Raw genomic sequence first — 24,095 nt, forward strand, 5'->3', positions numbered from 1 at the left:
GACCTGTGAGGTTTGGATATCAGATAACTTAAGATTTAAACTCTAGGCTACTTTTTTTGAAAAAATTCATTGCCGTCTGCTTCAGCTGACGGAAAACTACACAACAACGTTCACGATCTTATTCGGCACCACGATTATTTTCTTTGGCGTTTTGCCTTCCAGGTATTTCTGGATTATTTCCGATTCCAGCACTTCTTTTTCGATCTCTTCTTTCGGTTTGTTTACCGGGAAGGTGATCTTACCGCGCATTTTACCATTTACCGAAACCGGGTATTCGAACTCATTTTCCGTCAGGAATTTTTCTTCCCAAACCGGAAACGGTGCATAGGCTACGCTTTCGTTGTGGCCCAGGAGCTTCCAGAGTTCTTCCGAAATATGCGGCGCATAAGGTGAAAGCGTAATTACCAACGGTTCCAGAATGGCGCGCTTGTTCGTTTTAAAAGCCATTAGTTCGTTAACGCAGATCATGAACGTACTTACCGAAGTGTTGAACGAGAAACGCTCGATGTCTTCCTCTACTTTTTTGATGGTTTTGTGCAGCGTTTTCAGTTCGCCGGAAGTTGGTTCGGCATCGCTTACGCTGAAGTTGCCTTGTTCGTCGTGGAATAAGCGCCAAAAACGCTTCAGGAATTTATGAACGCCGTCCATGCCGGCCGTATTCCAAGGCTTGAACTGCTCCAAAGGTCCCAGGAACATTTCGTACATCCGCAACGTGTCCGCCCCGAATTTCTCTACCAGATCATCCGGGTTCACCACGTTGTACTTCGACTTCGACATTTTTTCTACTTCCCAGCCTACCAGGTATTTGCCGTCTTCCAGGATAAACTCGGCATTGGCAAAATCTTCCCGCCAAGACTTGAAAGCATTAATGTCTAAAATATCGTTTTCAACCAGGTTTACATCTACGTGCAGCGGGGTAGTGTCGTACTGATCTTTCAAGCCAAATGAAACGTATTTTCCGCTTTCCTTATCCCGGTAAACAAAATTCGACCGGCCTTGAATCATACCCTGATTGATCAGCTTTTTGAACGGTTCTTTCTCCGGTACCAGACCTAGATCATACAGGAACTGATTCCAGAAGCGGGAGTAAAGCAGGTGGCCGGTTGCGTGCTCCGAACCGCCAATGTACAGGTCCACATTCTGCCAGTAATCGATGGCACTTTTGGAGGCAAATTCAGTATCGTTTTTCGGGTCCATGTAGCGGTACCAGTACCAGCTTGAACCGGCCCAGCCCGGCATCGTGCTCAACTCATATTCATAGTGATTTTCATACTTCCAGTCTTTGGCACGGCCCAGCGGCGGTTCACCGGTTTCAGTTGGTTTGTATTCGTCGATTTCCGGTAGCACCAGCGGCAGTTCTTCTTCTTTGAGCAAATGCGGAATACCGTCTTTAAAGTACACCGGTACGGGTTCGCCCCAGTAACGCTGACGGCTGAACACCGCGTCGCGCATCCGGTAATTTACTTTGCCTTTGCCCACGCCTAGTTCTTCCGCTTTTTTAATGCCGGCTTCAATGGCTTCTTTCACGCTCAAGCCATTCAGGAAACCGGAATTAATTATCTTACCATCTTTGGCAGCATAGGCTTCTTTAGAAATATCGCCGCCGGAAACTACTTCCAGAATAGGTAAACCAAAATGCTTGGCAAAGGCATAATCGCGGGTATCGTGCGCCGGAACGGCCATTACCGCGCCGGTTCCATAACCGGCCAACACGTAGTCGGCTACCCAGATCGGCACGCGTTCGCCGGAGATCGGATTGATGGCGTAGCTGCCCGTAAATGCACCGGAAATGGTTTTCACGTCGGTCATGCGGTCGCGCTCAGAACGGTTTTTGGCCATTTCCACGTAGGCTTCCACTTCGGCTTTGCGATCTTCGGTAAACAAGGCAGCAACATGGTCATGTTCCGGTGCCAGTACCACAAACGTAGCGCCAAAAACCGTATCGATACGGGTGGTAAAAACGGTAATGTGGTGCAGGGAATTTTCGATGGCAAAATGCAGTTCCGCGCCGGTCGATTTTCCGATCCAGTTGCGCTGCATTTCCTTCACCGGCTCCGGCCAATCGATGGTTTCTAAACCTTGCAGCAAGCGTTCGGCATAGGCCGTGATCCGCATGCTCCACTGGCGCATCCGTTTGCGTTCTACCGGGAACCCGCCACGCTCCGACAAACCATCTTTCACTTCATCGTTCGCCAGTACGGTACCCAAAGCCGGGCACCAGTTCACCATTGCTTCGGAAAGAAAAGTCAGGCGGTATTTCAGCAATAATTCCTGTTTCTGCTTTTCGTCGATCCGGGCCCAGGCGTCGGCAGTTACGTGCGGGGTGTCTTCGTCGCAGGCTGCTTTTACGAAACTGTTGCCTTCCTTTTCAAAGATCGCGATCAGCTTTTCAATGGGTTCGGCTTTGTCGGTTTCGTAGTTGTACCACGAGTTGAAAAGCTGCATGAAGATCCATTGGGTCCATTTGTAGTAATTCGGGTCAGAGGTGCGCACTTCGCGGTCCCAGTCGAAAGAAAAACCGATCTGCTGCAACTGCTCAATGTAGCGGGCAATATTCTGCTCCGTAGTAATGGCCGGGTGCTGACCGGTTTGAATGGCGTATTGTTCGGCCGGTAAACCAAAAGAGTCGAAGCCCATCGGGTGCAGCACATTAAAACCTTTATGGCGTTTGTAGCGGCTCACAATATCGGAAGCAATGTAACCCAGCGGGTGCCCCACGTGCAGACCAGCCCCGGAAGGATACGGGAACATATCCAGGGAGTAGTATTTCGGTTTGCTGCTTTGATTTTCGGCGCGGAAGGTTTTATTTTCTTTCCAATACTGTTGCCAGTTCTGCTCTATTGCTTTAAAGTTATATTCGGCCATCGGTGTAATTTTCCTGTAAAAGGGTAGGGGTTTGCGGTTAAAAAGTGGTTTGGAAACCAACGTGCAAATTAAGGGATTTTTACGGAATTGGCGTTACCCGTAGGGACAGGTCGCGACCTGTCCGCACAATTATTGCGACAAATTATCTGAATCCGATTACAAGTATTTTGGTAATGAACAGGATTTGGAACCGGAATGCGGAGAAGTAGTTTTTTCCGGCAATGCATTAATCTATAATACTTGATCGGGAATGTTTGATCGGGAATGTGTGCGGACAGGTCGCGACCTGTCCCTACGGTGGTACCATATTTTTTCGTTTTCCGATGTTTTTTCGAAAACCTTACAGATTTCACCACAATTCTTTATCCGAAACTACCGGAATCCGTACTTAAACCGGAAACTTTTCTTTCACGCTTTATAAACTAAACTATGCAACAAGAAGAGAATAAGCCCCGGTTACTTTATTTCACCGACCCCATGTGCCCCTGGAGTTACGGTTTCGCGCCGGAGATCAGCAAACTTTACGGCGAGTATCAGGAATACGTAGACCTCCGGCTAGTGATGGGGGGCCTTGAAGTAGACAACAATCTGGTTTTAACTGAACCGGTGAAACATGAAATGGCTCGTCAATGGATTCGGGTGCAGGACATAACCGGCCGCCGCTTCAACTTCAACTTTTTCAACAACAAGGAAAACTACCTTTACAACACCGAACCAGCCTGCAGGGCCGCGGTTACCGTCCGCTATTTGCACAACGAAGTGGCATTCGATATTTTCAAAGCCATGCAGGAAAATTTCTTTGTGGAAGGCGAAGACCTTACGCAGGAAGATTCCCTGGTAGATGTTTTGCTGAAGTTCGACGTAGATGAAGAAGATTTCCTGAACATGTTCCACTCCGAGAACATGCACCTCGAAACCCAGGATGATTTTGACCTGACTTCCCGGATCGGAGTAAATGTTTTTCCGAGCGTGTACCTGCAGGCAGACAACAGCCTCACGCTTATTACCCGCGGCTACAAACCTTACATGGACATGATGCCAAGGCTGGAAGAAGCGTTGTACCGCGTAGGGGTACTTTCCTGAAAACCTGCTTATGAATTAAGGCAGCGATTAAGATCAGACGATTAATGGAAGGCGGCCGGTATGGTCGTCTTTTTTATTTAGTACAACGTTGGATTCAGGTTTAAACTGAGGTATTTATACCAGATCATATTTAGCAACTTCCAATATTTGAAATAGCGCAAGCGTCCGCTTGTGCTCTCTACCTGTGCTTTCTAATTATCGCAGAGCAGGAATTAAGCAAGCACAAGCGGACGCTTGCGCTATAATCTGCCAAAATTTTTGTCTAATGGAATCCGGTATTTACGAATTGGTATTATACTTTTGAAACCGGCGGTGTGAACAAATTATATACTAAAAACGCTATCATTTGGGCTAAAAAAGTAGCTTATCCCCTTTATCACCCACCTATTAAAGCACTACCGGATTGCAGCCATTCCACAGCCCTTCGGTTTTAACCGGAACAAACCGGGCAAACAGGTCCTCTTTAAACCAGTTTTGCTGGCGGGTGCGTTTTATGGCTTCCTGGTGATGTTTATTCTGGTAAGCGTATTTTTTCAGAGCTTCGGTATTTTCCCAGATACTGAAGGTAACCGGCCGCACAAAAGGAAGCTCGCCTAAGCCAATGGAACATAAGCGGCCGGAAGCATCGGCAAGCGCCCGGCTGGTATAAGGCACGTGGCGCCAGAAGGAGGGAAGCGCCTGCCACCGGATGGTAGCCCGGGTAAGCGCGGCTACAGGGCCGTCAGACTTAACGGGTTTATCGGCCGAAGGGAACGGATTTACCCCATCCCACAAACCATGCGCCTGGATTGGTTGCAACCAGGTAGTCCAAAGTTCCGACGTATGCGTGGTATATTCCAGAAACGGTAGGTTTTCGGCAAAGAAAGCCTGGGCGCTGGCTTCGTCGTGCCAGACGCAAAGCAGACCGTAACGGAAAAAGTCCGGTTTCAGGCTGAACCCCAGGCCTTGGCCGCTGCCCATCATTTTATGGAATTTCAGCCCTTGCACCTTCATGAGTTCTTTAGGCATTAGGCCCATTTGGGCAAGCCCCCAGCGCAGGTTGCCGGGTTTAAGACCGAAAATGGTAAGGGTAGTAATTCCTGCCGGTGATGAATTAAGGTTCAAGTGCAAAAGTGGTTTTTAGAAGCAAAAAGATAGCGTTTTAACGTAAAAAAAAGGGAGTTGACTGACTCCCTTTTTTGAATTTCCGGCAACTTTAAACCCGAATGTTGCCATGCTCGCCGGGACCGGGTTTATAAGGTTCGCCGGTAACCATAGCTTTGGCCATGCCAATAAGCTGCACTACTTTGCTCGAAGGGGAATCCCAGAACTCGGCGCTGTCGATGCTTACTTTCAGCAGCGAAATATTCGGGTCATTTTTCCCTTCCGGGAACCAGGCCTTCAGCATGTCGTGCCAGAGCTCGTCTATTTTGGCTTTGTCGGTTACCTGGCTTGCGCGGCCGCAAACGGCAATGTACGTGCTGCTGTCCGGGTCTGCATAGCCCAGACTCACGTGCGAATCGTTTCTGATCTCGGCAATTTTATGGGAATTTTTCCCCGTGAAGAACCACAGGTTCCCGTCATCTTTCATTTCCTGGGTTTGCATGGGCCGGGTATGCAAAGATCCATCGGGATTAACGGAAGTAAGCATGGCTACTTTAATATTCTTGATCTTGTCTTTGAGCATTTTAAGCCCTTGGGTTCTGTCCTGGGTATTTTCCATAGTTTTTCGACTTTGCGTGCGCCTTCAGGCGCGTTAAGTTTTACGATTTATTGGGTACGGCAGGCTTCCGTTTTAGGTTATTGCCCCGCATTATTCCGGCTTTATTTTATTCTGAAGCTTCTTAAAAGCGTTCCGCCAATTAAACAAACAAGCATCACAAAGGTTTTGCAACCCGCATCTGACCCGCATTTTCAGGCGTTTAAGCCCGTTTCACCGCTTCCAATTCAACCAATCCGGGCTCTTATCGTTCAGAGTAATTAGGCAGGTGGGAAAAGTAAAGCTATTTCCGCCTTCAAGCCTGTTCAATAAATTCTGTAAACCTAAAATGTAAGCGTATGAGAAACAAAAATCTACTTTACCTGCTTTTTTTCACCTTAACCGGCCAGCTGTTTTTTGCGTGTAATTCCGCCCAGCATTATCAGTTTGCCGGCAGCAGCCAGGCGTATCATTCCGAAAAAGTCAGGGCCATAGCCAACCCGGCAGAAATAAAAGAAATTTCAGCCGAAAACAAGCTGGCGGAAGCACAAGCCCAGCCGGAAAACCTGACGGCAGATGCCGGCTTAGCCGCGCCCATGGCGGCCAAACCAACGGTCGATCTGCAGGAACCTGTCGTAAAGAAAACCGCTAGCGCGGTTGCTGCAGAAACAAAAAACCTGACCATAACGAAAGCTCAGAAAAAAGAATTGAAATCGGCTTTGAAACAGCTCAAAAAGCAATCGGTTCAAAACCCGCAGGATGTAGCCAAACCGACCGTAAATATTGTAGAGCTTATTTTTGCCATTATCCTTCCGCCGGTGGGCGTTTTACTGCACGAAGACGGCCTTAACAGCCGGTTCTGGATCTCGTTGCTCCTTACCCTGTTGTTCTTCATTCCGGGAATGATCTATGCCATTCTGGTGGTAACCGATACTATTTAACCAGGGTAATAACTCAGATAAAAGCGCCGGCAAAACCGGCGCTTTTTTTTGTTCCTGCAATCAATTCTACAAATACAACGTTAAAGTCATGAAACCCAACAATTGCTTTGAATTACCTGGCCCACGTTTTTCTTTCCGGAACCGATACCGAATTAATGATCGGAAATTTTATTGCCGATGCCGTGCGGGGGAAACAGCTCCTGCAATTTCCGGAACGGGTGCAGGAAGGTATTTTGCTCCATCGCCAGATCGATGCCTATACCGACCGTCACGAAGTGGTTGCTCAAACCAAAAACCGGCTCCGGCCGGAATACGGCAAATACGCGCCCGTTATTGCCGATATGTTTTACGATCATTTTCTGGCGGCCAATTTTAAAACAATTTCCGGACAGGACCTGCAGACTTTTACCCAACAAACGTATACCGTTCTGCAGGCTAATTTTAACTTAATGCCCGAACGGGTGCAGCAATTTTTACCCCACATGATGCAGCATAACTGGCTGTTGAGCTACGCCCAGCTCCGGGGAATAAACCAGGCGCTTTCCGGCTTAAGCCGCCGTACTTCTTTTGATTCCGGCATGGAAACCGCCACTCAGGAACTTGAACGAAATTACCCGCAATATGCCGCCGACTTCGATCTGTTTTTTCCTGAGCTTCTGCATTTTACCCGGAATTGGCTGGAACAGCATTAAAAGATTTCTTTGCTACTTCTCCGGACTTTTCACTCACCAAATAATTGCATTCCCTTTTTCGTGGTGAAGGAATCTAGCCAGGAGAAGCCCTTTTTATTTAATTTAAACAATATTCTTTATTAGTTAAATTATATTATACACCAAAAATAAACAACTTTAAAAGAGTCAAAACTTATAAGGAAGTATCATTACAGGTGTATTTCCAATTTCTTCCTAAGGTAATAAGATTTGAAATTTCCTGTTTTGTGGATTTTTCAACTTAAGCTTTTTCGGGAAGTATGAAAAAATTTACCTCTTTCCTTTTTGTGGCCTTACTATTCTCTTTCAGATTATTTGGCCAGTTTTCTTCCGTCCTGCAGCTGAACCCGGTTCCCATAATAAGTTATACTGCCGATAAACCCCAGTCTAAAACCTGGTTTCTGGACGGAAAACACTGGACCGTATTGGGTACCAGTGCCGGTGCATATATCTGCCGGCTGGATGGCACCACCTGGACCAAGGTGTTGAGGCTGCATTCCAGTGGCTACGGCCGGGCCGATTGCAAGGTAGTCGGGAACGTGGTGCACGTACTCATTTTCAAGAAAGACATTTCCAGGCTGGTTTCTGCCGAATATGTGGCTTCCACCAAATCGTATAAATTGTGGACGGAACGCCCCAACACCGTTGACCTGCCTTTAGACGATGGCATTGAAACCGCCACCATCGATATCGATACGCACGGGCGCATGTGGCTGGCTTCCGATGGCGTTACGACTGTGAATATCCGGTGGAGCGATTTTCCATATGCCGTCTGGAGCCCGCCCACTACCATTGCCACCGGCATTACCGACGACGATATAGGGGAAGTGGTAGCCATGCCATCGTTGGGTAAAATCGGGGTTTTCTGGTCGAACCAGGCTACCAAACGCTTTGGCTTCCGGACCCATCAGGACGGCGACAACCCAACTAACTGGACCGTAGACGAAGTGCCGGCCTCCCAATCTGCCTTAAACGTTGGGCATGGTTTTGCAGACGACCACATGAATATTAAAACCGGCAGCGATGGCACCTTGTATTGTGCCGTTAAAACCAGTTACGACAAACCCGGTTACCCTAAACTGGTGCTTTTAGTTCGCCGGCCCGGCGGCACCTGGGACAACCTGTATACCGTTTCGGAAACGGGAACCCGGGCCATTGCCCTGCTAAACGAAACAATTGGTAAAATTAAGGTTGTTTATACTTCCGTTGAAAGGGGCGGCGATATTCTTTACCGCGAATCCAGCCTGGCTAACATTGCCTTCGGTCCGCCATATACCTTAATACCGGGCCGCTACGACAATGTAACCAGCATGAAGCAAAACTATGATCAGGAAATTTCGATCCTGGCTTGCGACAGCTTAAATGCCGTGGGCGTAGTTGGTTTCGATTCTCCGGCAGTACCGGTTGCACCAACGCTGCTCTCGCCAACCCAGGCCGCTACCGGCATTCCTGATTCCGCTTTTTTTAGCTGGAATCCTTCGGTTGGAGCCTTGGCTTATACCCTGGAAATTTCTGATTCGGCTAATTTCGCAACCAGCATTTATTCCGGGAATAATCTTAATCCAACTTCCGTATGGGTTACCGGGCTGAAAAGAAATAATTTGTATTACTGGCGGGTGAAGGCGGTAAACAATACCGGCAGCAGTAACTGGAGTCCGGCGTGGTTCTTTACAACTTTGCCGAATAAGCCGGCTGCTCCAGCCCTGGTTGCCCCGCCAGACGGTGCCACTACCCTGAATGTACCCTTAAAAACCACCTGGACTGTTGTTCCCGGAGCCACGGCCTACGAGCTTCAGGTTTCCGAAAAGCCGGACTTTTCCTCCTTAATCTTTCAGCAGGCCGGATTAACTTCCGATTCCGCTTTGCTGCAGCATTTAATTAGCAATACGGTTTATTACTGGCGGGTCAGAGCCTCGAACGATGGCGGAGCAAGCGCCTGGTCACTGGTCTGGCATTTCAAAACAAAATCCATGGTTCCGGCAAGCCCTGTGCAGGTTGCACCGGTTCAGGCGGCCATTGGCGTACCGAATCCGGCGGTGTTAACCTGGAGGCATACCACCGGAGCTAGTTTCTATGATCTGGAATTGTCGGATGCAGCAGATTTTTCCCACCAGGTTTTTACCATGAAATACTACCCGGATACCACCATTCAGGTACCCGGCCTAAAGCCAGATACCGAATTTTTCTGGCGGGTGCGTGCCTTGAACAACGAAGGAGTTGGAAACTGGAGCAGTGTCTGGAATTTTAAGACCCTGCCGCTGCTGCCGGAAATGCCAAACCTAATCGCACCCGCCGATAATGCCCTAAACCTGGCCGTTCCAGTAACGCTGCACTGGCAACCCCTTCCGGATGCAGACACTTACCACTTCCAAGTTTCAACCCAGCCCGATTTCGGAACTTTAACTTACGATTCAGCCAACCAGATAACTGATTCTGTGAGACTGCAAAACTTAGATAGCAATACCCGGTACCATTGGCGGGTAAAAGCAACTAACCTGGCCGGCAGCAGCAACTGGTCAGCGACTCGAACTTTTACCACCCAACTGCTTCCACCGGCCACCCCAAACCTGCTGTTGCCAGCTCAGGGTGCCACCGGCTTGCAGGACCCGGTCACCCTTTCCTGGAGTGCTGTTCCAAATGCCGGTACTTACACGCTGGAAGTTTCGGAGTTGGCAGATTTTTCGACTGTGGTTTTTACCCGTATAAATCTAAACCAGATTTCCGAACAGGTAGCTGGTTTAAAATCTAAAACGCTATACTATTGGCGGCTAAAAGCCGAAAATTCGGCCGGAAGCAGTAACTGGAGTATTGCCTGGAATTTTACCACCATGCCGCTTATTCCCGCCGCGCCTACGCTTGTTTCTCCAACCGATGCAGCTACCGGGGTTCCTGTTACGGTTACAACAACCTGGAATGCGGTGCCGGGTGCCGACAATTACGAACTGCAGGTTTCCGCCGCACCAGATTTTTCCTCGTTGATTTCAGATTTAACGGGTCTGGCTGCCACGAATGCTATGGTATCGGGGTTAAGCAACAGCTCGCGCTATTACTGGCGGGTAAGGGCGGTAAATATTGCCGGCAACAGCCTTTGGTCCGACATCCGCAGCTTTACCACCCTTCCAGCCCTGCCACAGGTTCCTGTTTTGGTTTCGCCGGTAAACGGTTACTCAAAAGCAGCTCCATTCTTAACCATCACCTGGCAGCCTTCCACTGGAGCAGACATGTATCAGGTACAGGTTTCCAACCGATCCGATTTTGCCACCTTAATATTTAACCAGACCAACCTGCTGGCTACCAGTATAGAAGTGCAGGGCCTGACCGATAAAGCAACCTATTACTGGCGGGTTCGGGCTAGCAATACTGCCGGCAGCAGCAACTGGTCCGGAACCTGGAGTTTTATGGTTAACCTGCCGGAACCGAAGCTCAATTCACCGGCCGATGGCGCTACCAAAGTAAGTTTAACGCCTACCTTGAGCTGGAAAAATGCACCGGGAGCTACGGCTTACGAAGTACAGCTTTCTGTAAGAGCCGATTTCCAGACTATAGCCTTTTCTAAAAGCAACATAAGCGCGACCAGCACAAATATTACCGGGCTGAATGCCAATACCGTTTACTATTGGCGGGTAAGGTCTGCTAACGTTTCCGGCTATAGTCATTGGTCCCTGAGCCGAAAATTTACTACCGGAGGTACAAGCCTTACAGCCCGGCAGGCGCAGGAAAACTCTGCTGACTCAACCATGCTGGAGTGCAATAGCCCAGCTTTAATTCGGACCGGATCCGATCAGACAGTACACGTTCAAAATTCAGCCTGGCCGGGAATTCAGGATCTTGCGCAAAACCTGATCGCATTTCCAAATCCGTTTACAAACCATACCACGTTTCAGTTTAAAATTCCTGAAAACGGATTTTACCGGGTTATCTTATACGATAATTTAGGCAAAAGAATTTCCGTACTTAAAGAAGGACAAGCCAGTGCCGGAGAAACTTACCACGTAGAAATTGATGGCCAATTATTGAAATCTGGTTTGTTTGTGGTCCGGCTCGAAACCGAAAAATCGGTGAATGCCCTGCACCTGATTCACAAAAAATAAAATGCTAATAGAAAAAACTTCAGCAGCTTTAAAACGCATTTTATTTTAAACTGCTGAAGTTTTTCCTTTCGTTTAACCCATTAATATTATGCTCCACGAGCTCCGGTTGCGTAGGAATTCTATAGGCTAAAATCCTGTAAATCCTTGAATCCTAAAAATCGTGTTCCAGACAAAAATTCCTGATACTATTGTCCTTTTCCTTCGTATTGCATGAACCCGAAGAATTAATTTTTTTTGCAGCTTAAAATTACTGGTTGTACCTCAATTTCTATAATCAAACAAATGCTTGCTCAAAACCCCAACGTTTCTTTCGATATTATTGGTGATGTACACGGCTGTTACCCGGAATTGCTGGAACTGCTGGCTGTGCTCGGCTATAAAATATCAGTGCCGCCGAAAGGGGAGATCGGGATCCAGGCGCCGGAAGGCCGCAAACTGGTCTTTGTAGGAGATCTGGTCGACCGGGGGCCTGATTCGCCTGCGGTATTGCGCCTGGTTATGCAGGTAATTGCCCGAAAATCCGGCTATTGCGTAATTGGTAACCACGACGACAAACTGATGCGCAAACTCATGGGCCGGAACGTGAACATCAACCACGGCCTTGATGTAACCCTGGAGCAACTGGAAAAGGAACCTCCTCATTTTCCCATGCAGGTGCGCCGCTTTTTCGAAACCATGCCGTATTACCTTTCCCTCGACAATAAAAACCTGTTGGTAGCCCATGCGGGCTTGCCGGAAAAATACCACGGCCAGATCAGTAAAAAAGTGCGCGATCTGTGCCTGTTCGGCCTCACCACCGGCAAGCTCGACGAAGCCGGTTTACCCGTTCGCCTGAACTGGGCCAAAGATTATGCAGGAAGCCCCCTGGTAGTTTACGGCCACACGCCGGTGCGTGAACCCAATTGGCAGAACAATACCGTGAACATCGATACCGGTTGCGTTTTCGGCGGTAAACTTACGGCCTTGCGCTACCCGGAACGGGAAACCGTATCGGTTCAGGCCCAAAAAACCTACGCCGAACCCAGAAGGCCTTTCTGATATTATTTCTGAAAATCTGAATTCCCGTTTCCTGGATATGGGATCAGCTTCAATACAGCCAGTAAAATTCTCAAATCAAGCCTGCAATGAGCCGCCCATTTCCACCTGCGTTTCTTTTAAGGATTCGGAAACCGGCAGCGGCCTGACCGGAACCGGCAAAACCCCGATTAGTCTTAGCAGCAATAAGATCAGCCCCAGCACGATAAATGCCGTTGCCACAAAACGCTTTACCGGTTTCCGGGCCGAAATCGGCAAAGCCATTACCAGAATGGAAAGGGCAAAACAGATCCAGATAAAAGCTTCTACATAATCCTGATGCTGGATAACCGCCAGGGCGGCAACGGCCAGAAAGACTAAAACGGCCAGGTAGCGGATGAGGGGGTTGTTCATAATAGATTCCTTTAAAGCAGTATCCTTCTGGATCAGAAATTAAGCAAAATGTGTTAACAGAAAACTTTAATCTTTCGCTGCCATTTGCTTTCCGTTGTTGGGAAAAATTGTAGTTTCGGGCTGCAATTAAATTTAAGACTCAAAATGAAACTACTGAAAAAACTTGGCCTTGGTTTTCTGGGCCTCCTCACGCTGCTGATTGCGGTAAGTTTCCTGTTGCCCGGCAAAGTGCGCGTAGAGCGTTCGCTGGTAATGAAAGCCAGCGCCGCCACCACTTTCGAACAGGTAAACACCCTGAAAAACTGGGAAAAATGGTCGCCGTGGCACCAGATGGACCCGAATATGAAAATTACTTACGAAGGCCCGGAAGCCGGTACCGGTGCGAAATACAGCTGGGTAGGCGAGGAGATGGGCACCGGCTCGCTTACCATTGCCGGAAGTCAGCCCCACCAGGCAATTAAAACAGCCCTTAACTTTGGCAACATGGGTACTTCCTTTGCCGAATACAAGTTTGAAACGGTAGGCGAAGGCACCAAAGTAACCTGGGCCATGGAATCGGATACGAAAGATATGCCCTGGCAATGGTACGTTCCATCCAAATACATGAACCTGTTTATGGAAGATATGCTGGCGGCCGATTTCGACAAAGGCCTGGCGAATCTGAAGGAAGTGGTGGAGAAACTGCCGGTTGCGCCAGCCTATAAAGTAGAAGAAAAAAATATTCCGGCTACGCACGTGCTAACTATAAAAGCAACCTGCAGCCAGAACGATTTATCCCAAAAACTGGGAGAGCTTTACAGCGAAATAGCGGCATACATGCAGAAAAACAAACTGGATTTTGCCGGCCAGCCTTTTGCCATTTACCATAAATACGACCCGGCCGCCATCGAACTTGAAGCCGGCATTCCGGTAAACAAACCCGGTAATTCAGCCGGCCGTATTCAGGCCCGCGAAAGAAAAGCCGGACCGGTAGCCATGATCGCGCATTACGGCAAATACGAAGATTCGTACAACGCCCACATGCACATGGATTCCTGGCTTACCCAAAACAAGAAAACGGCTATTGGCGCTCCCTGGGAAGTTTACGTAACCGACCCGGCAAAAGAAAAAGACCCTGAAAAATGGCTGACGGAAGTTTATTATCCGCTTTAGAATTGCATTACATCGAATTACCAGGAACCCCGCGCCAAAAGGCCGGGGTTTTCTTTTAGCCAACCGCGAAGCGAAAATAGTATCAACCTTTTCGTAAAACAGAAGTTAAATAATTGAGATTAAATCAGAAAGGCTATTGAAATGACGAAAAAAACCAACCCATTCTACTGGCTTATATGGCTGCTTTTGCTACCCTTTTGGGCGCAGGCCCAGGTACCGGTGCAAGACCAACCCGTTAAGCGGATGGATCAGGAAAAGCCCGAGGGCGATATTGCCGGAAAGATCGATATTGCAACCTTTGCCGGCGGCTGTTTCTGGTGTACCGAAGCTTATTTTGAAAGGCTGAAAGGCGTTTTGCGGGTAGTTTCCGGTTATGCCGGCGGCACCGAGAAAAACCCGACCTACCAGGCGGTAAGTTCCGGCAAAACCGGTCATGCCGAAAGCGTGCAGATCACTTACGATTCCATGCAGATTTCTTACCCGGACCTGCTAAAGGTTTTCTTTGCCACCCACGACCCAACTTCGCTTAACCGGCAGGGGCCTGATGTTGGCCGGCAGTACCGCTCCATTGTTTTTTACCATAACCCGCAACAGAAAAAGGAAATTGAAGCTTACCTGGCCCAGCTCCAGAAAAGCGGAAAATATAAAAACAAGATCGTAACCGAAGTGCAGCCCTATAAACAATTCTGGCCCGCCGAAACCTATCATCAGAATTATTACGCCCGCCACCCAAACGATCCCTATGTAGTGTCCGTAGCCAAGCCCAAGGTCCGGAAATTTGAAAAGGAATTCAGCAAGTGGCTGAAGAAGACCGGCAGCAAATAAACCCTGATCTGTTTTATTATTCAAATCTGAACCCTGCTCGTTGGTAAGGTTTGAAATCAAAACTGCATGTTATCCGTAAGCAGTACCAAACCATTCTTAAACCAAACCATAATAAAACTATGATCGAATTTATTGTTTCGCTGCTGGTGAGTGCCGGGGTAATTCTGCTTATGGCATACCTGCTGCCCAGTGTAACGGTTAAAAGCTTTGGCACAGCCCTTTGGGTTGCCATTCTCATTGGTATCTTAAATGCTACGGTTGGCTGGCTTTTGCGCTTCCCCATGAACCTGGTTACTTTTTTTCTGCTGGAGTTTGTCGTTCGGCTTATTGTAACGGCAATCATGATAAAGCTGGCCGATAAGCTGGTGCGCAATTTCGAAGTCCGCGGATTCTGGCCTGCCATTGTAATTGCCATTGCCCTGGCCGCCGCCACAACCCTGGTAAGCAGCACTTTCAACGATAACGACCGTACTACCAGCGGGGAAGTAGAGCGCGTATATTAAACCTCAGATCTTAAAAAACTGCCTCGTACTGAAAGCCTGTTCTGGTAAATTCCAGGACGGGCTTTTTGTTTTACCAGTTCACAAATTATAAGAAACGCCGGTAAACTGGTTTATATCAGGGTAAGCTGACCTTTGCATCTTTAAAATTCAACCTTGGCGCTGCAAATTTCCATTACCGGAAGCTGAGTTCATCTTTTTCTCGCACCATAGCTGCTATGCTGCTCCAAAAGCCTTCCTCGGATCCTGGTACTAAAACTTTCCCTTGCAAAAATGAAAATTAAACTTGCTCTTAAAAGTATATGTAGCTGTTTAAGGTTTCTTTTCCCTGCAGCCAATCCATGGCGCTTTTAGTATCCTTAAAGAACATCGTCTTGTAGCTGAAAGTCGCATTCATTTCAAGGGTCAATTGCTTTAACGAACTTTCCCGCTGATAATTTACCGATTCGATCCGCGCCAGTTTCTGAAGTTGCGACTGGGCAAGGCCATAGGTAAATGCCTTCACTACCCGGTCGGCATCTTCGTAAGAGGCCAGGAGTTTGGTTTCCCGGGCATCAACCAGAATATTTTTAATATTATAATTTTTAACATTCTCTACCAGCACGTTTACCGAATGGAATATTTCCGGCAGATAAATATTTTCAATATCCGGCCACGTCACAGTTACCAGGTCTAACTTCACGTCGTACAGATGCTCAAAATATCGGTCTTTATGCAGGATCATAATACACCGTATACGAAAACAAATTTAATTAGGGCTACCGAATTCTAAAAATATTTACATTCCCAGTAGAATAAAAAGAAGGTTGCCCAATTTAATCCTGCCACGAAAAAATGGTATTGAATTTGCGATAAATCCGGATTTTGTGCCTTCCGTATAAGATAAGGTTGGCCCGTTTCTTACCTTCCCGTTTCTGGAATTGCTAACCATTCCATCGCATTGGCTTTCGCCGGAAATACCCGGAATTCAAAATTAGCCAGGGTGGTCTGTTGCAGGAAACGGGCTAGCTGAATCATATTATTATCCCAGAGAAAATCAAGAGATTCCAGCAAGGCCACCTTCTCTAACTTCGTGAATGGCGTATTTTTAAGAATATAACCGGTTACTTCTTCGGTAAGAATGCCGCCGTCAGGTTTTCCGGAATCCAGCATCAGGCGGGTAACCTGCTTCTCGATAATAATTGTGAGTAAATGCTGAACAGAAGCAAAGAATTCGGCAGATTCAGTACTCAGGTCATTGCTCCAGCTTGCGTGTAGCACCCCATTAACTATTTCAAAACAATAAGATTGGATTTCTCCCGGAATTATAGCAGCCCGCACTTGGTTTAAAAAAATGTTTATAATGCAAAGTTACAAAAAATGTTTCAAGTTTGTATAATATTATATAACACTTGGAAAGGATGAAAATAAAATAAATAAGCGTTAAAAATAATTGCTAGTGCAGCTTTTATGTCTGGCAACGAATAGTAATTCTTTCTGTTTTATGGTCCACGTTAAGGCTTTAAGCCGGAAAAGTTTGCAACTCCTGCCGGTTCGGAGCGTTTTACTTATATAATACGCTCTCAGTTCTATACCCAAAAGCATTATCCTGCATGGCGGAAATTCCCCGACTTAAAGGTTTAGATCATACCCTGCCACTGATGCGGGAAGGGTACCCGTATTTAATGAACCGTTGCCGCCAGTTAAAATCCGAAATTTTCCGGTTCCGCTTCTTTGGCCAATCCGCGATCTGCCTGCACGGCGAAGAAGGTGCGGCCTTGTTCTACGACGAAAGTAAATTCATCCGGAAAGGGGTGACCCCGCGGCGTTTAAAAGAAACGCTGTTAGGCAAAGGCGGCATCCATGGCCTGGACGATGAAGCGCACCGCCACCGGAAAGCCGCCTTTATGTCGCTTATGACGCCGGAACATATTCAGTGGCTGGTGGTGCTGATGTCGGCGCAATGGAAGGCCTACTGCCTAAAATGGACAACCGCCGGACAGGTAAACCTTTTTCAGGAGGTGCAGGAAATTCTATGCCGTGCAATCTGTACCTGGTCCGGGGTTCCGCTGGAAAAACAGGAAGTAAAACAACGCACCCAGGATTTTGCCGCCATGATAGAAGCTTTCGGTGGGGTAGGATTAAGAAATGTCCGGGGAAGGGCTGCCCGGAAAAGAACCGAAAAATGGCTTGCAAAACTGATTACCGATATCCGGGCTGAAAAATTTAAGGTAAATGAAGATACTGCCGCATACACCATGGCCTGGCACCGCGACCTCAAAGGCGAACTGTTGGATCTGGAAGTGGCCGTGGCAGAATTGATCAACGTGCTCCGCCCGACCGTGGCCATTGCCTATTACGTGGTTTTTATCGCCCTTGCCCTGCACCAGCACCCGGAATACCGCAAAAGGCTTCAGGCCCAAGAAGATAAATTAACTGAATTCTTTAGCCAGGAAGTTCGTCGGTATTACCCGTTTGCACCTTTTATGGGCGCCCGTACCCGGCAGGATTTTACCTGGAAAGAGTACCGTTTTCCAATGGGCCAGCTGGTTTTGCTCGATATTTACGGCACCAACCACGATGCAATGCTGTGGCCGCAACCGGAATCTTTCTGGCCGGAACGTTATCACCACTGGCCAGGCAGCCCGTTCGATTTTATTCCGCAAGGGGGAGGTGATCATTTTAACGGCCACCGCTGCCCCGGCGAGTGGATCACGATCGAAGCAATGAAACTAGGCTTAAATGTTCTGGTTAACGGCATTACTTACGAGGTTCCGCCCCAGGACCTGAGTTTCAGCCTGGCCAGAATGCCCACGTACCCCAAAAGCGGCTTTATCATTCAGAATGTTAAATTATGGGAATAAGATTTAAGCATATCGCTGAAGGTTCAAATAAGAGGTGGGTTAATCTACTTAAAGCATTACCGCCGGCCAGTGCTGTGCAACAACTCCATAAACTGGTCCTGAATTTCGTGCAGGTATTCTTCCAGTTTGCGTTGTTCGGTAATGTCTTTTAAGTCGATAATGCCCCCGGTAATTTCTCCCTCGTTGTCACGAATGGGTTTGCCGTTCAGGAAGATCCGTTTTCCTTCCGGGTTGTATTTGTTCCTTATCAGCACTTCCACTTCTTCGCTGTTTAATCCGCGCAAGGCCCGGGCCAGCGGCAGCTCTTCGGCGGGAAACAACTTTTCCGTTTCTACTTCATAGATTCCGTAATATTCCGGCCATTCGTTTACCGGAATGCTTTTTGGGCCATAACCCAGAATTTCCTCCGCCTTTTTATTGAACAGTAGAATTTCTTCTTCCCGGCTCATGATGATCACGCCTTCGCCAATACTGCTTAAAATGGCCCGTAAGCGGCGCTGGTTTTCCTGGAAGAGTCCCTCCAGGTTTTTGCGAATGCTTATGTCGCGGAAAACCACTACGCCGGCAATTATTTCTGCTTCGTCGTTGAACACCGGCCGACCGGTAAAAGCGATCCATTTCCCGGATTCCCCGAATTTATCGTTCCGGATATAGATTTCTACACTATCGGCAGCATCCCCGTGAATGGCCTTATACAAAGGAAATTCCTCCGCGGAAAAATAAGTAGTACCGTCGGCCTGAAAGAACCCGTAGGTTTTGCTCCAGTCTTCCCAGGGTACCATTACCGCCCCCGTTCCCAATATCTCTTCTGCCCGTTTGTTGAACAGGATGATATTGCCCTCAGAATCGGCCACCATTACGCCTTCCCCGATATTATCCAGTATTGCAAACAAACGCTGGTGGCTTCGCCGAAGCTCAACCTCAAGTTGTTTCCGTTTGGTAATGTCGGTAGAAACGGCTCCTAAAGCATAAATTTCTTCATCCTGATCGAAGAGGGGAAACTTCACCGTTACGTAAGTATGCACGCCATCTTTGTGCGGATACTTTTCCTCGAAACTTTGCGATTTCCGGAATTCCAGTACTTTCCTGTTGTATTCGTGCAGCTCCTTTACAATTTCCTTCGGAAACAGCTCCGCATCGGTTTTCCCCAAAGCATGCCCTTCGGAAATGCCGAAGGCCTTCTCAAATTGATTATTCACGAGCGTATACCGGCCTTCCGGGTTTTTCAGCGAAATAAGTGTGCCCGAATGATCCAGAATTGCCTGCAAGCGCCTTTCGTTTTCCTTTATCGCATCCATGGCCATCTTGCGCGTTTGCCGGATCTTATGCTGCAGAAACGACTGCCGGCCCAGCAGAAACATGGCAATGGCATAGGTAAGCACGGCAAACAAGGCGGTGCCGAATTCTTTATCGTACAAACCTGCCGTTTCGCCCTGCAACCGGAACCATCCGAAAATAAGCGGCAGCAGCAAAGCCAGGAACCGAAGGAAGATAACCTGACCTGAATTTTCCCCGATGATAATGGACAGAATTCCTTTATCGGGCCGGGAAAATAAGAATCCGGCCCCGAGCAACAGGAAAGCCATGGCGGTATGGAAAGCCATGGGCAGGTAAGTGGCCACCCGGAACAAAGCCGTAATCTGGTACACGTGCCCGTATAACGATACCAAGGCCAGCAAACTAAGCACAATACTGAAATACTGCCCCGGCCGGCGGCCCCGCGGCGTTTCATAATCGATAAACCACAGGCTTAAAGCCACAAGAAGAAGGTTCAGGGCAGTATTAGGCGCAATTACGTTGTTGGCCCGGCTGGTTCTTTCCCAAAGCTGATCTTCAAAAAGGATCTGATCGAAGGGGAGGGGCAGATTCGTGAAAAGAGAAAAAAGTTTGAGGGCACCGATAAAAAAAATGAAGCCAGCCAGCCACCGTACCGTTTTGATCCATTTTGGCAATCTGTTTACTTGCACTAGGTACAAGCCCCAGCCGGCAGCGATAAAACAAATGGCGGTTACCGGGTTCATGGCAACCGCCTGCGGACGAACACGCTTTAAGAATTCGATACCGGTAACCCACCCAAACAGAACCAATACACCGCTACACATAACCAGTATGCCGAATACCTGAGAAAAAAACCTGATCCGGCGATAAATTTCAGGCATTCTGACAGGGTCTTTAACTTTTTCCATTGCAAAATCAGGAAACTGACGAAGAATAAACAGTTAGTTCCTTAGTAGTAATTTCAGCGGGAAAAGGTTTTGTTTATTTGAACTGTTCTCCTAAAAAAACGTCTTTCCAGGGATTTTCTGAAAGTAAAAGCAATTGTATGCCGTTTCAAATTTCGATACATTCTACCTGTTGTTAATCTAAAAATAACAGGAGTGAAGGCCTCCAAAGTGCTAGAATGGAATATTAAATAACCTTGAGCGGGTCTTTTAAAATCAGCTTAAAAGAACTTTTAAAAATTCAGCGCCCTTGAAGTCTTTACCTCAATTTGTTTGTATGCCATTGTGAGCAAGAATATCTGGCTGAAGCAGAAGTAATAAAAAAGCAACATTGTTAGGTTTTCAAATGGCAACTGGTATTTTGCCCGAGGCAAATTATTTGAATCGTAATGCTCGGGTTGCTGCTATGTAAAGATATTTCCTGGGATCAGATTTTCAATGCTAATGACAGCAGCAATTTAATTTGAATTGATCAACAGATAAATCAAAATATCATTAAGAATTCCAATGAGGTGGAAATTTTTTCCCAATTAGGCATATCTGGGAATTCAATATTTAAGTCCTATAATTTATATTATGTAAAGTAGCTTTTGGATTCTTAATCCTGTTTTTAATTTATTCCTCTTCTCCAGATTTTATGAAGACAAAGCTACTTGCAAGCTTCCTTATAAATCCCTCTAAAAGAAAACGTTTACTGAGCAATATTTCTGAATCATTCTTGCTGATGTTCAGTTTATTTAAAGAATTACGTTGCTGTCTGTTCTTCCCGGAACATTTTCAGAAGAATTCCGGTAACAGGAAAACAGCAATTCTAAAATCTACTTTATGAAAGTATTATCCTTGTTAATTGCCGGCTTTCTTACTTTTTCTGCTCAAGGCTGGCAAAACAATTTAGAGAAAGCCAAAACCGAAGCTCAGGCTTCGCATAAACAGATCCTGCTCAATTTCTCCGGATCCGACTGGTGCGGGCCTTGCATAAAGCTTACGCGGGAAGTTTTTGAAAGCGAACCTTTTAAGAATTATGCCAATCAGAACCTGGTGTTGCTGAACGCCGATTTCCCGCGCCAGAAAAAGAACCAGCTCAGCAAAGAAAAAATAACGCAGAACGAAGCCCTCGCCGATCAGTATAACAAAGCCGGTACATTTCCGCTAACCCTGCTGCTCGACGAAAACGGCAAAGTTCTGAAAAAATGGGAAGGCAATCCAGGGCTGAAACCGGAGCAGTTTGTAGCTGCCCTGCAAGCTGCTAAAAAATAAAACAGTATGGAAACGGCTGAAAAAGCGGTACACCCGGTTCATAAGGCTTCGCTGCACAGGCGGGTGTTAAAACTGATGGGTAACCGCTTCGAGTTCAGCGTGGTAAATCCGGATGCAGCTTTTGCGGAAAATTGCCTTGATGCGGCGGTTGCAGAAGTCCGTCGGCTCGAACAATTACTTACCACTTTTTCCGAAACTAGCCAAACGGCCCAGATCAACGCCAATGCCGGAATAGCACCCGTACCGGTCGATGCGGAAGTTTACCACCTGATTGCCCGTTCCCTGCGCATTTCCGAACTCACTCAGGGCGCTTTCGACATCAGTTATGGTTCGGTAGACAAACGCCTCTGGAATTTCGACACCACACTCTCTGCCCTGCCCGATCCTGAAGTAGCCCGGGAAGCCATTAAGCTGGTAAATTACCGCAACATTATTTTAGATCCCGCAAAGCAAACGGTTTTTTTGAAAGAAAAAGGTATGCGCATTGGCTTTGGCGGCATTGGCAAAGGTTTCGCTGCCGAAAAAGCCAAGAACGTACTGCAGCAGAAAGGCATAAGCAGCGGCGTGGTAAATGCCGCCGGCGATCTTACCGTTTGGGGCGCGCAACCCAACGGCCAGCCCTGGACCATCGGCATTGCCGACCCGGACAACAAGCACCTCCCCTTTTCGGCCCTCCAGTTAAACAATGCTGCCGTGGCCACTTCCGGAAATTACGAAAAATTTGTCATGATAGGCGGCAAACGCTATTCCCATACCATCGACCCGAAAACCGGAATGCCGGTAACCGGGCTGAAAAGCGTAACCGTTATTTGCCCCAATGCAGAACTGGCCGATGCGATAGCTACTCCCCTGCTGGTTATGGGCCTGAAAACCGGTCTTCACCTGATAAACCAGATGAAGCACATTGCCTGCATTTTTATAGACGAACAAAACTGGGTACATACCTCTGCCAATATTCGAATTAACGCTACCTAAACCTATGAAAAAAGTACTATACAAATTAATTTCGGGCAGTTTTGCTATAAGCCTTCTCTCCTGCCAACCGGTAAAGGAATATCAGAAAATGTACCTGAACGATGCGGAAATGACGCTTTCGGCACGGAAAACCCAGCAATCGGAAATGAACTTTATGCTGTACCGCGAAGGCGCTTCGGGGGCGAACGGCGGAAAAACCGGTGGCGGTTGCGGCTGTAATTAAACCATAACGGTACCGGAAACCATGAGAAAACTATTCCTGGGCGCTACAGCTTATTTCCTGACCATCGTTTGTTCTTTTGCCCAAAGCCCGGCTCAAGACACAACGGCCTACCAATCCCGCAAACTCAAGCTCGACCAGATCGATTTAGTTTCGAGCTACTACAAGCAGGACGGCAATAATTCGGCGGTTCTGGGCGGCATCGGCACCGAAATGCTGACCGATTTTGCCAATACCATTACCCTGAGCTTCTTGAAAACCGATTCCCGGAACCGCCAGCATACCTTCGGCCTGGACATGGGCATCGACCATTATACTTCCGCCTCCTCCGATTCCATCGATCCGGCAACTGTTTCTTCGGCTTCCTATTCCGATAACCGCTATTATCCTACCCTTTCCTGGGGCATGCGCGACGAAGCCCGTAAATATGCCGTAGGCGCCGGCGCTTCCATTTCAACCGAATACGATTATTTTTCCAGGGGCGCTTTTGTAAGCATCTCTAAATTTTCGGAAGACAAAAACCGCGAACTGGGCCTGAAACTGCACGTTTTTCTGGATACCTGGACGGTAATTTATCCGGTAGAGTTACGAGGATTCGATACGCCCGCCGGCCGGGTGGAGAACCCGGATGCGCACGGTAAGAAACCTCGGAATTCCTATAACGCTTCCTTATCCTGGCTGCAGGTGGTAAACAAACGGTTTCAGGTAGCGTTTCTGGCCGATGTAGTCTACCAAAGCGGGCAGCTCGGAACTTTGTACCAGCGGGTTTATTTTACCGATGGCACGCACTCGGTGGAGCGCCTGCCGGATAGCCGTTTTAAACTGCCTTTAGGCATCCGGGCCAATTACTTTCTGGGCGATAAATTTATTTTCCGTGGCTATTACCGGTTCTACACCGACGACTGGGGCATTACCGCAAACACGTTCGACCTGGAAATTCCTTATAAAGTAACGCCTTTTGTATCTATAAGCCCGTTCTATAGGTTCTCTACCCAGACGGCTTCGGATTATTTCGCTCCGTACCGGCAGCACCAGAAAACGGAGGAATTTTATACTTCGGATTACGATCTTTCGGATTTTACCAGCCATTTCGGCGGCGTAAACCTGCGCTTCAATTCAGCCAACGGTATTCTGGGCATCCGGAAACTGAACACGGTAGAATTGCGGTACGGCCACTACAACCGGAGTACGGGCTTAAATGCCAATATCATTACCCTGGTGGCAAGTCTGAAATGAACTGAATCTGCAACTACTTTTTTTACGGTTTTGCCTACGGTTTTAGGAGTTCAGAATACTATTAAAGCC

20 protein-coding genes are annotated in these 24,095 nt (G+C 47.6%); 13 read left to right on the forward strand and 7 right to left on the reverse strand.

The window, feature by feature from the left end:
• Window positions 1-96: 96 nt before the first annotated feature.
• Window positions 97-2,865 carry a leucine--tRNA ligase gene (gene leuS, locus F0P94_RS03465; RefSeq protein WP_150902301.1) on the reverse strand — a complete coding sequence of 923 codons (2,769 nt, stop codon included), beginning with the start codon at window positions 2,863-2,865 and terminating at the stop codon, window positions 97-99.
• A gap of 429 nt (window positions 2,866-3,294) precedes the next feature.
• Between leuS and F0P94_RS03470 the strand changes: the two genes are divergently transcribed.
• Complete coding sequence (locus F0P94_RS03470) at window positions 3,295-3,948, forward strand: DsbA family protein (RefSeq protein WP_150902303.1); 654 nt, start codon at window positions 3,295-3,297, stop codon at window positions 3,946-3,948.
• 387 nt (window positions 3,949-4,335) lie between these two features.
• Here F0P94_RS03470 and F0P94_RS03475 read toward each other — a convergent pair whose 3' ends face one another.
• Window positions 4,336-5,052: a DUF3291 domain-containing protein gene (locus tag F0P94_RS03475; protein WP_225307103.1), complete on the reverse strand. Its 717-nt coding sequence runs from the start codon at window positions 5,050-5,052 to the stop codon at window positions 4,336-4,338.
• Window positions 5,053-5,143: 91 nt separating this feature from the next.
• Window positions 5,144-5,650 carry a pyridoxamine 5'-phosphate oxidase family protein gene (locus F0P94_RS03480; protein WP_150902305.1) on the reverse strand — a complete coding sequence of 169 codons (507 nt, stop codon included), beginning with the start codon at window positions 5,648-5,650 and terminating at the stop codon, window positions 5,144-5,146.
• Between the two features lie 335 nt (window positions 5,651-5,985).
• Here F0P94_RS03480 and F0P94_RS19825 point away from each other — a divergent pair, with 335 nt between their 5' ends.
• The 4 genes from F0P94_RS19825 (at window position 5,986) to F0P94_RS03500 (ending at window position 12,406) form a co-directional block, all read left to right on the forward strand.
• A complete protein-coding gene (locus F0P94_RS19825) occupies window positions 5,986-6,567 on the forward strand; it encodes a YqaE/Pmp3 family membrane protein (protein ID WP_225307104.1) in 582 nt (193 codons plus the stop codon).
• A gap of 107 nt (window positions 6,568-6,674) precedes the next feature.
• A complete protein-coding gene (locus F0P94_RS03490; RefSeq protein WP_150902307.1) occupies window positions 6,675-7,259 on the forward strand; it encodes an acyl carrier protein phosphodiesterase in 585 nt (194 codons plus the stop codon).
• Window positions 7,260-7,537: 278 nt separating this feature from the next.
• The gene (locus tag F0P94_RS03495) at window positions 7,538-11,368 is read left to right on the forward strand and encodes a fibronectin type III domain-containing protein (RefSeq protein ID WP_150902309.1); all 3,831 of its coding nucleotides are present in this window, start codon (window positions 7,538-7,540) and stop codon (window positions 11,366-11,368) included.
• 282 nt (window positions 11,369-11,650) lie between these two features.
• Window positions 11,651-12,406, forward strand: coding sequence for a metallophosphoesterase (locus F0P94_RS03500; RefSeq protein ID WP_150902311.1), 756 nt, complete (start codon window positions 11,651-11,653; stop codon window positions 12,404-12,406).
• A gap of 75 nt (window positions 12,407-12,481) precedes the next feature.
• Here F0P94_RS03500 and F0P94_RS03505 read toward each other — a convergent pair whose 3' ends face one another.
• Entirely contained in the window at window positions 12,482-12,796 is a 315-nt protein-coding gene (locus F0P94_RS03505) for a hypothetical protein (protein ID WP_150902313.1), read from the reverse strand.
• A gap of 144 nt (window positions 12,797-12,940) precedes the next feature.
• Between F0P94_RS03505 and F0P94_RS03510 the strand changes: the two genes are divergently transcribed.
• From F0P94_RS03510 to F0P94_RS03520, 3 genes are all read left to right on the forward strand, one after another.
• Window positions 12,941-13,948, forward strand: a complete 1,008-nt coding sequence (locus F0P94_RS03510; RefSeq protein WP_150902314.1) for an SRPBCC family protein — start codon at window positions 12,941-12,943, stop codon at window positions 13,946-13,948.
• A 141-nt stretch (window positions 13,949-14,089) separates the two neighbouring features.
• Window positions 14,090-14,773, forward strand: coding sequence for a peptide-methionine (S)-S-oxide reductase MsrA (gene msrA, locus F0P94_RS03515; protein ID WP_150902316.1), 684 nt, complete (start codon window positions 14,090-14,092; stop codon window positions 14,771-14,773).
• Window positions 14,774-14,892: 119 nt separating this feature from the next.
• Entirely contained in the window at window positions 14,893-15,276 is a 384-nt protein-coding gene (locus F0P94_RS03520; protein WP_225307105.1) for a phage holin family protein, read from the forward strand.
• A 289-nt stretch (window positions 15,277-15,565) separates the two neighbouring features.
• On the opposite strand, the gene F0P94_RS03525 is transcribed toward F0P94_RS03520, so the two are convergent.
• Complete coding sequence (locus tag F0P94_RS03525) at window positions 15,566-15,997, reverse strand: hypothetical protein (RefSeq protein WP_150902318.1); 432 nt, start codon at window positions 15,995-15,997, stop codon at window positions 15,566-15,568.
• Window positions 15,998-16,173: 176 nt separating this feature from the next.
• A complete protein-coding gene (locus tag F0P94_RS03530; protein ID WP_150902320.1) occupies window positions 16,174-16,533 on the reverse strand; it encodes a hypothetical protein in 360 nt (119 codons plus the stop codon).
• A gap of 332 nt (window positions 16,534-16,865) precedes the next feature.
• On the opposite strand from F0P94_RS03530, the gene F0P94_RS03535 reads away from it, so the two are divergent.
• Window positions 16,866-18,116: a cytochrome P450 gene (locus tag F0P94_RS03535; protein WP_150902322.1), complete on the forward strand. Its 1,251-nt coding sequence runs from the start codon at window positions 16,866-16,868 to the stop codon at window positions 18,114-18,116.
• Window positions 18,117-18,172: 56 nt separating this feature from the next.
• On the opposite strand, the gene F0P94_RS03540 is transcribed toward F0P94_RS03535, so the two are convergent.
• A complete protein-coding gene (locus tag F0P94_RS03540; RefSeq protein ID WP_191906900.1) occupies window positions 18,173-20,275 on the reverse strand; it encodes a PAS domain S-box protein in 2,103 nt (700 codons plus the stop codon).
• Between the two features lie 888 nt (window positions 20,276-21,163).
• Between F0P94_RS03540 and F0P94_RS03545 the strand changes: the two genes are divergently transcribed.
• Genes F0P94_RS03545 through F0P94_RS03560 form a run of 4 tightly spaced genes read left to right on the forward strand, consistent with a single transcriptional unit; the run spans window position 21,164 to window position 24,026 of the window.
• Window positions 21,164-21,595 carry a thioredoxin family protein gene (locus tag F0P94_RS03545; RefSeq protein ID WP_150902326.1) on the forward strand — a complete coding sequence of 144 codons (432 nt, stop codon included), beginning with the start codon at window positions 21,164-21,166 and terminating at the stop codon, window positions 21,593-21,595.
• A gap of 6 nt (window positions 21,596-21,601) precedes the next feature.
• The gene (locus F0P94_RS03550) at window positions 21,602-22,570 is read left to right on the forward strand and encodes an FAD:protein FMN transferase (protein ID WP_150902328.1); all 969 of its coding nucleotides are present in this window, start codon (window positions 21,602-21,604) and stop codon (window positions 22,568-22,570) included.
• A gap of 4 nt (window positions 22,571-22,574) precedes the next feature.
• The gene (locus F0P94_RS03555) at window positions 22,575-22,793 is read left to right on the forward strand and encodes a DUF4266 domain-containing protein (protein ID WP_150902330.1); all 219 of its coding nucleotides are present in this window, start codon (window positions 22,575-22,577) and stop codon (window positions 22,791-22,793) included.
• Window positions 22,794-22,814: 21 nt separating this feature from the next.
• Window positions 22,815-24,026: a DUF3570 domain-containing protein gene (locus tag F0P94_RS03560; protein WP_150902332.1), complete on the forward strand. Its 1,212-nt coding sequence runs from the start codon at window positions 22,815-22,817 to the stop codon at window positions 24,024-24,026.
• Window positions 24,027-24,095: the final 69 nt, after the last annotated feature.

The sequence above is a fragment of the Adhaeribacter soli genome, from assembly GCF_008727925.1.
Taxonomy (GTDB): Bacteria; Bacteroidota; Bacteroidia; order Cytophagales; family Hymenobacteraceae; genus Adhaeribacter_A; species Adhaeribacter_A soli.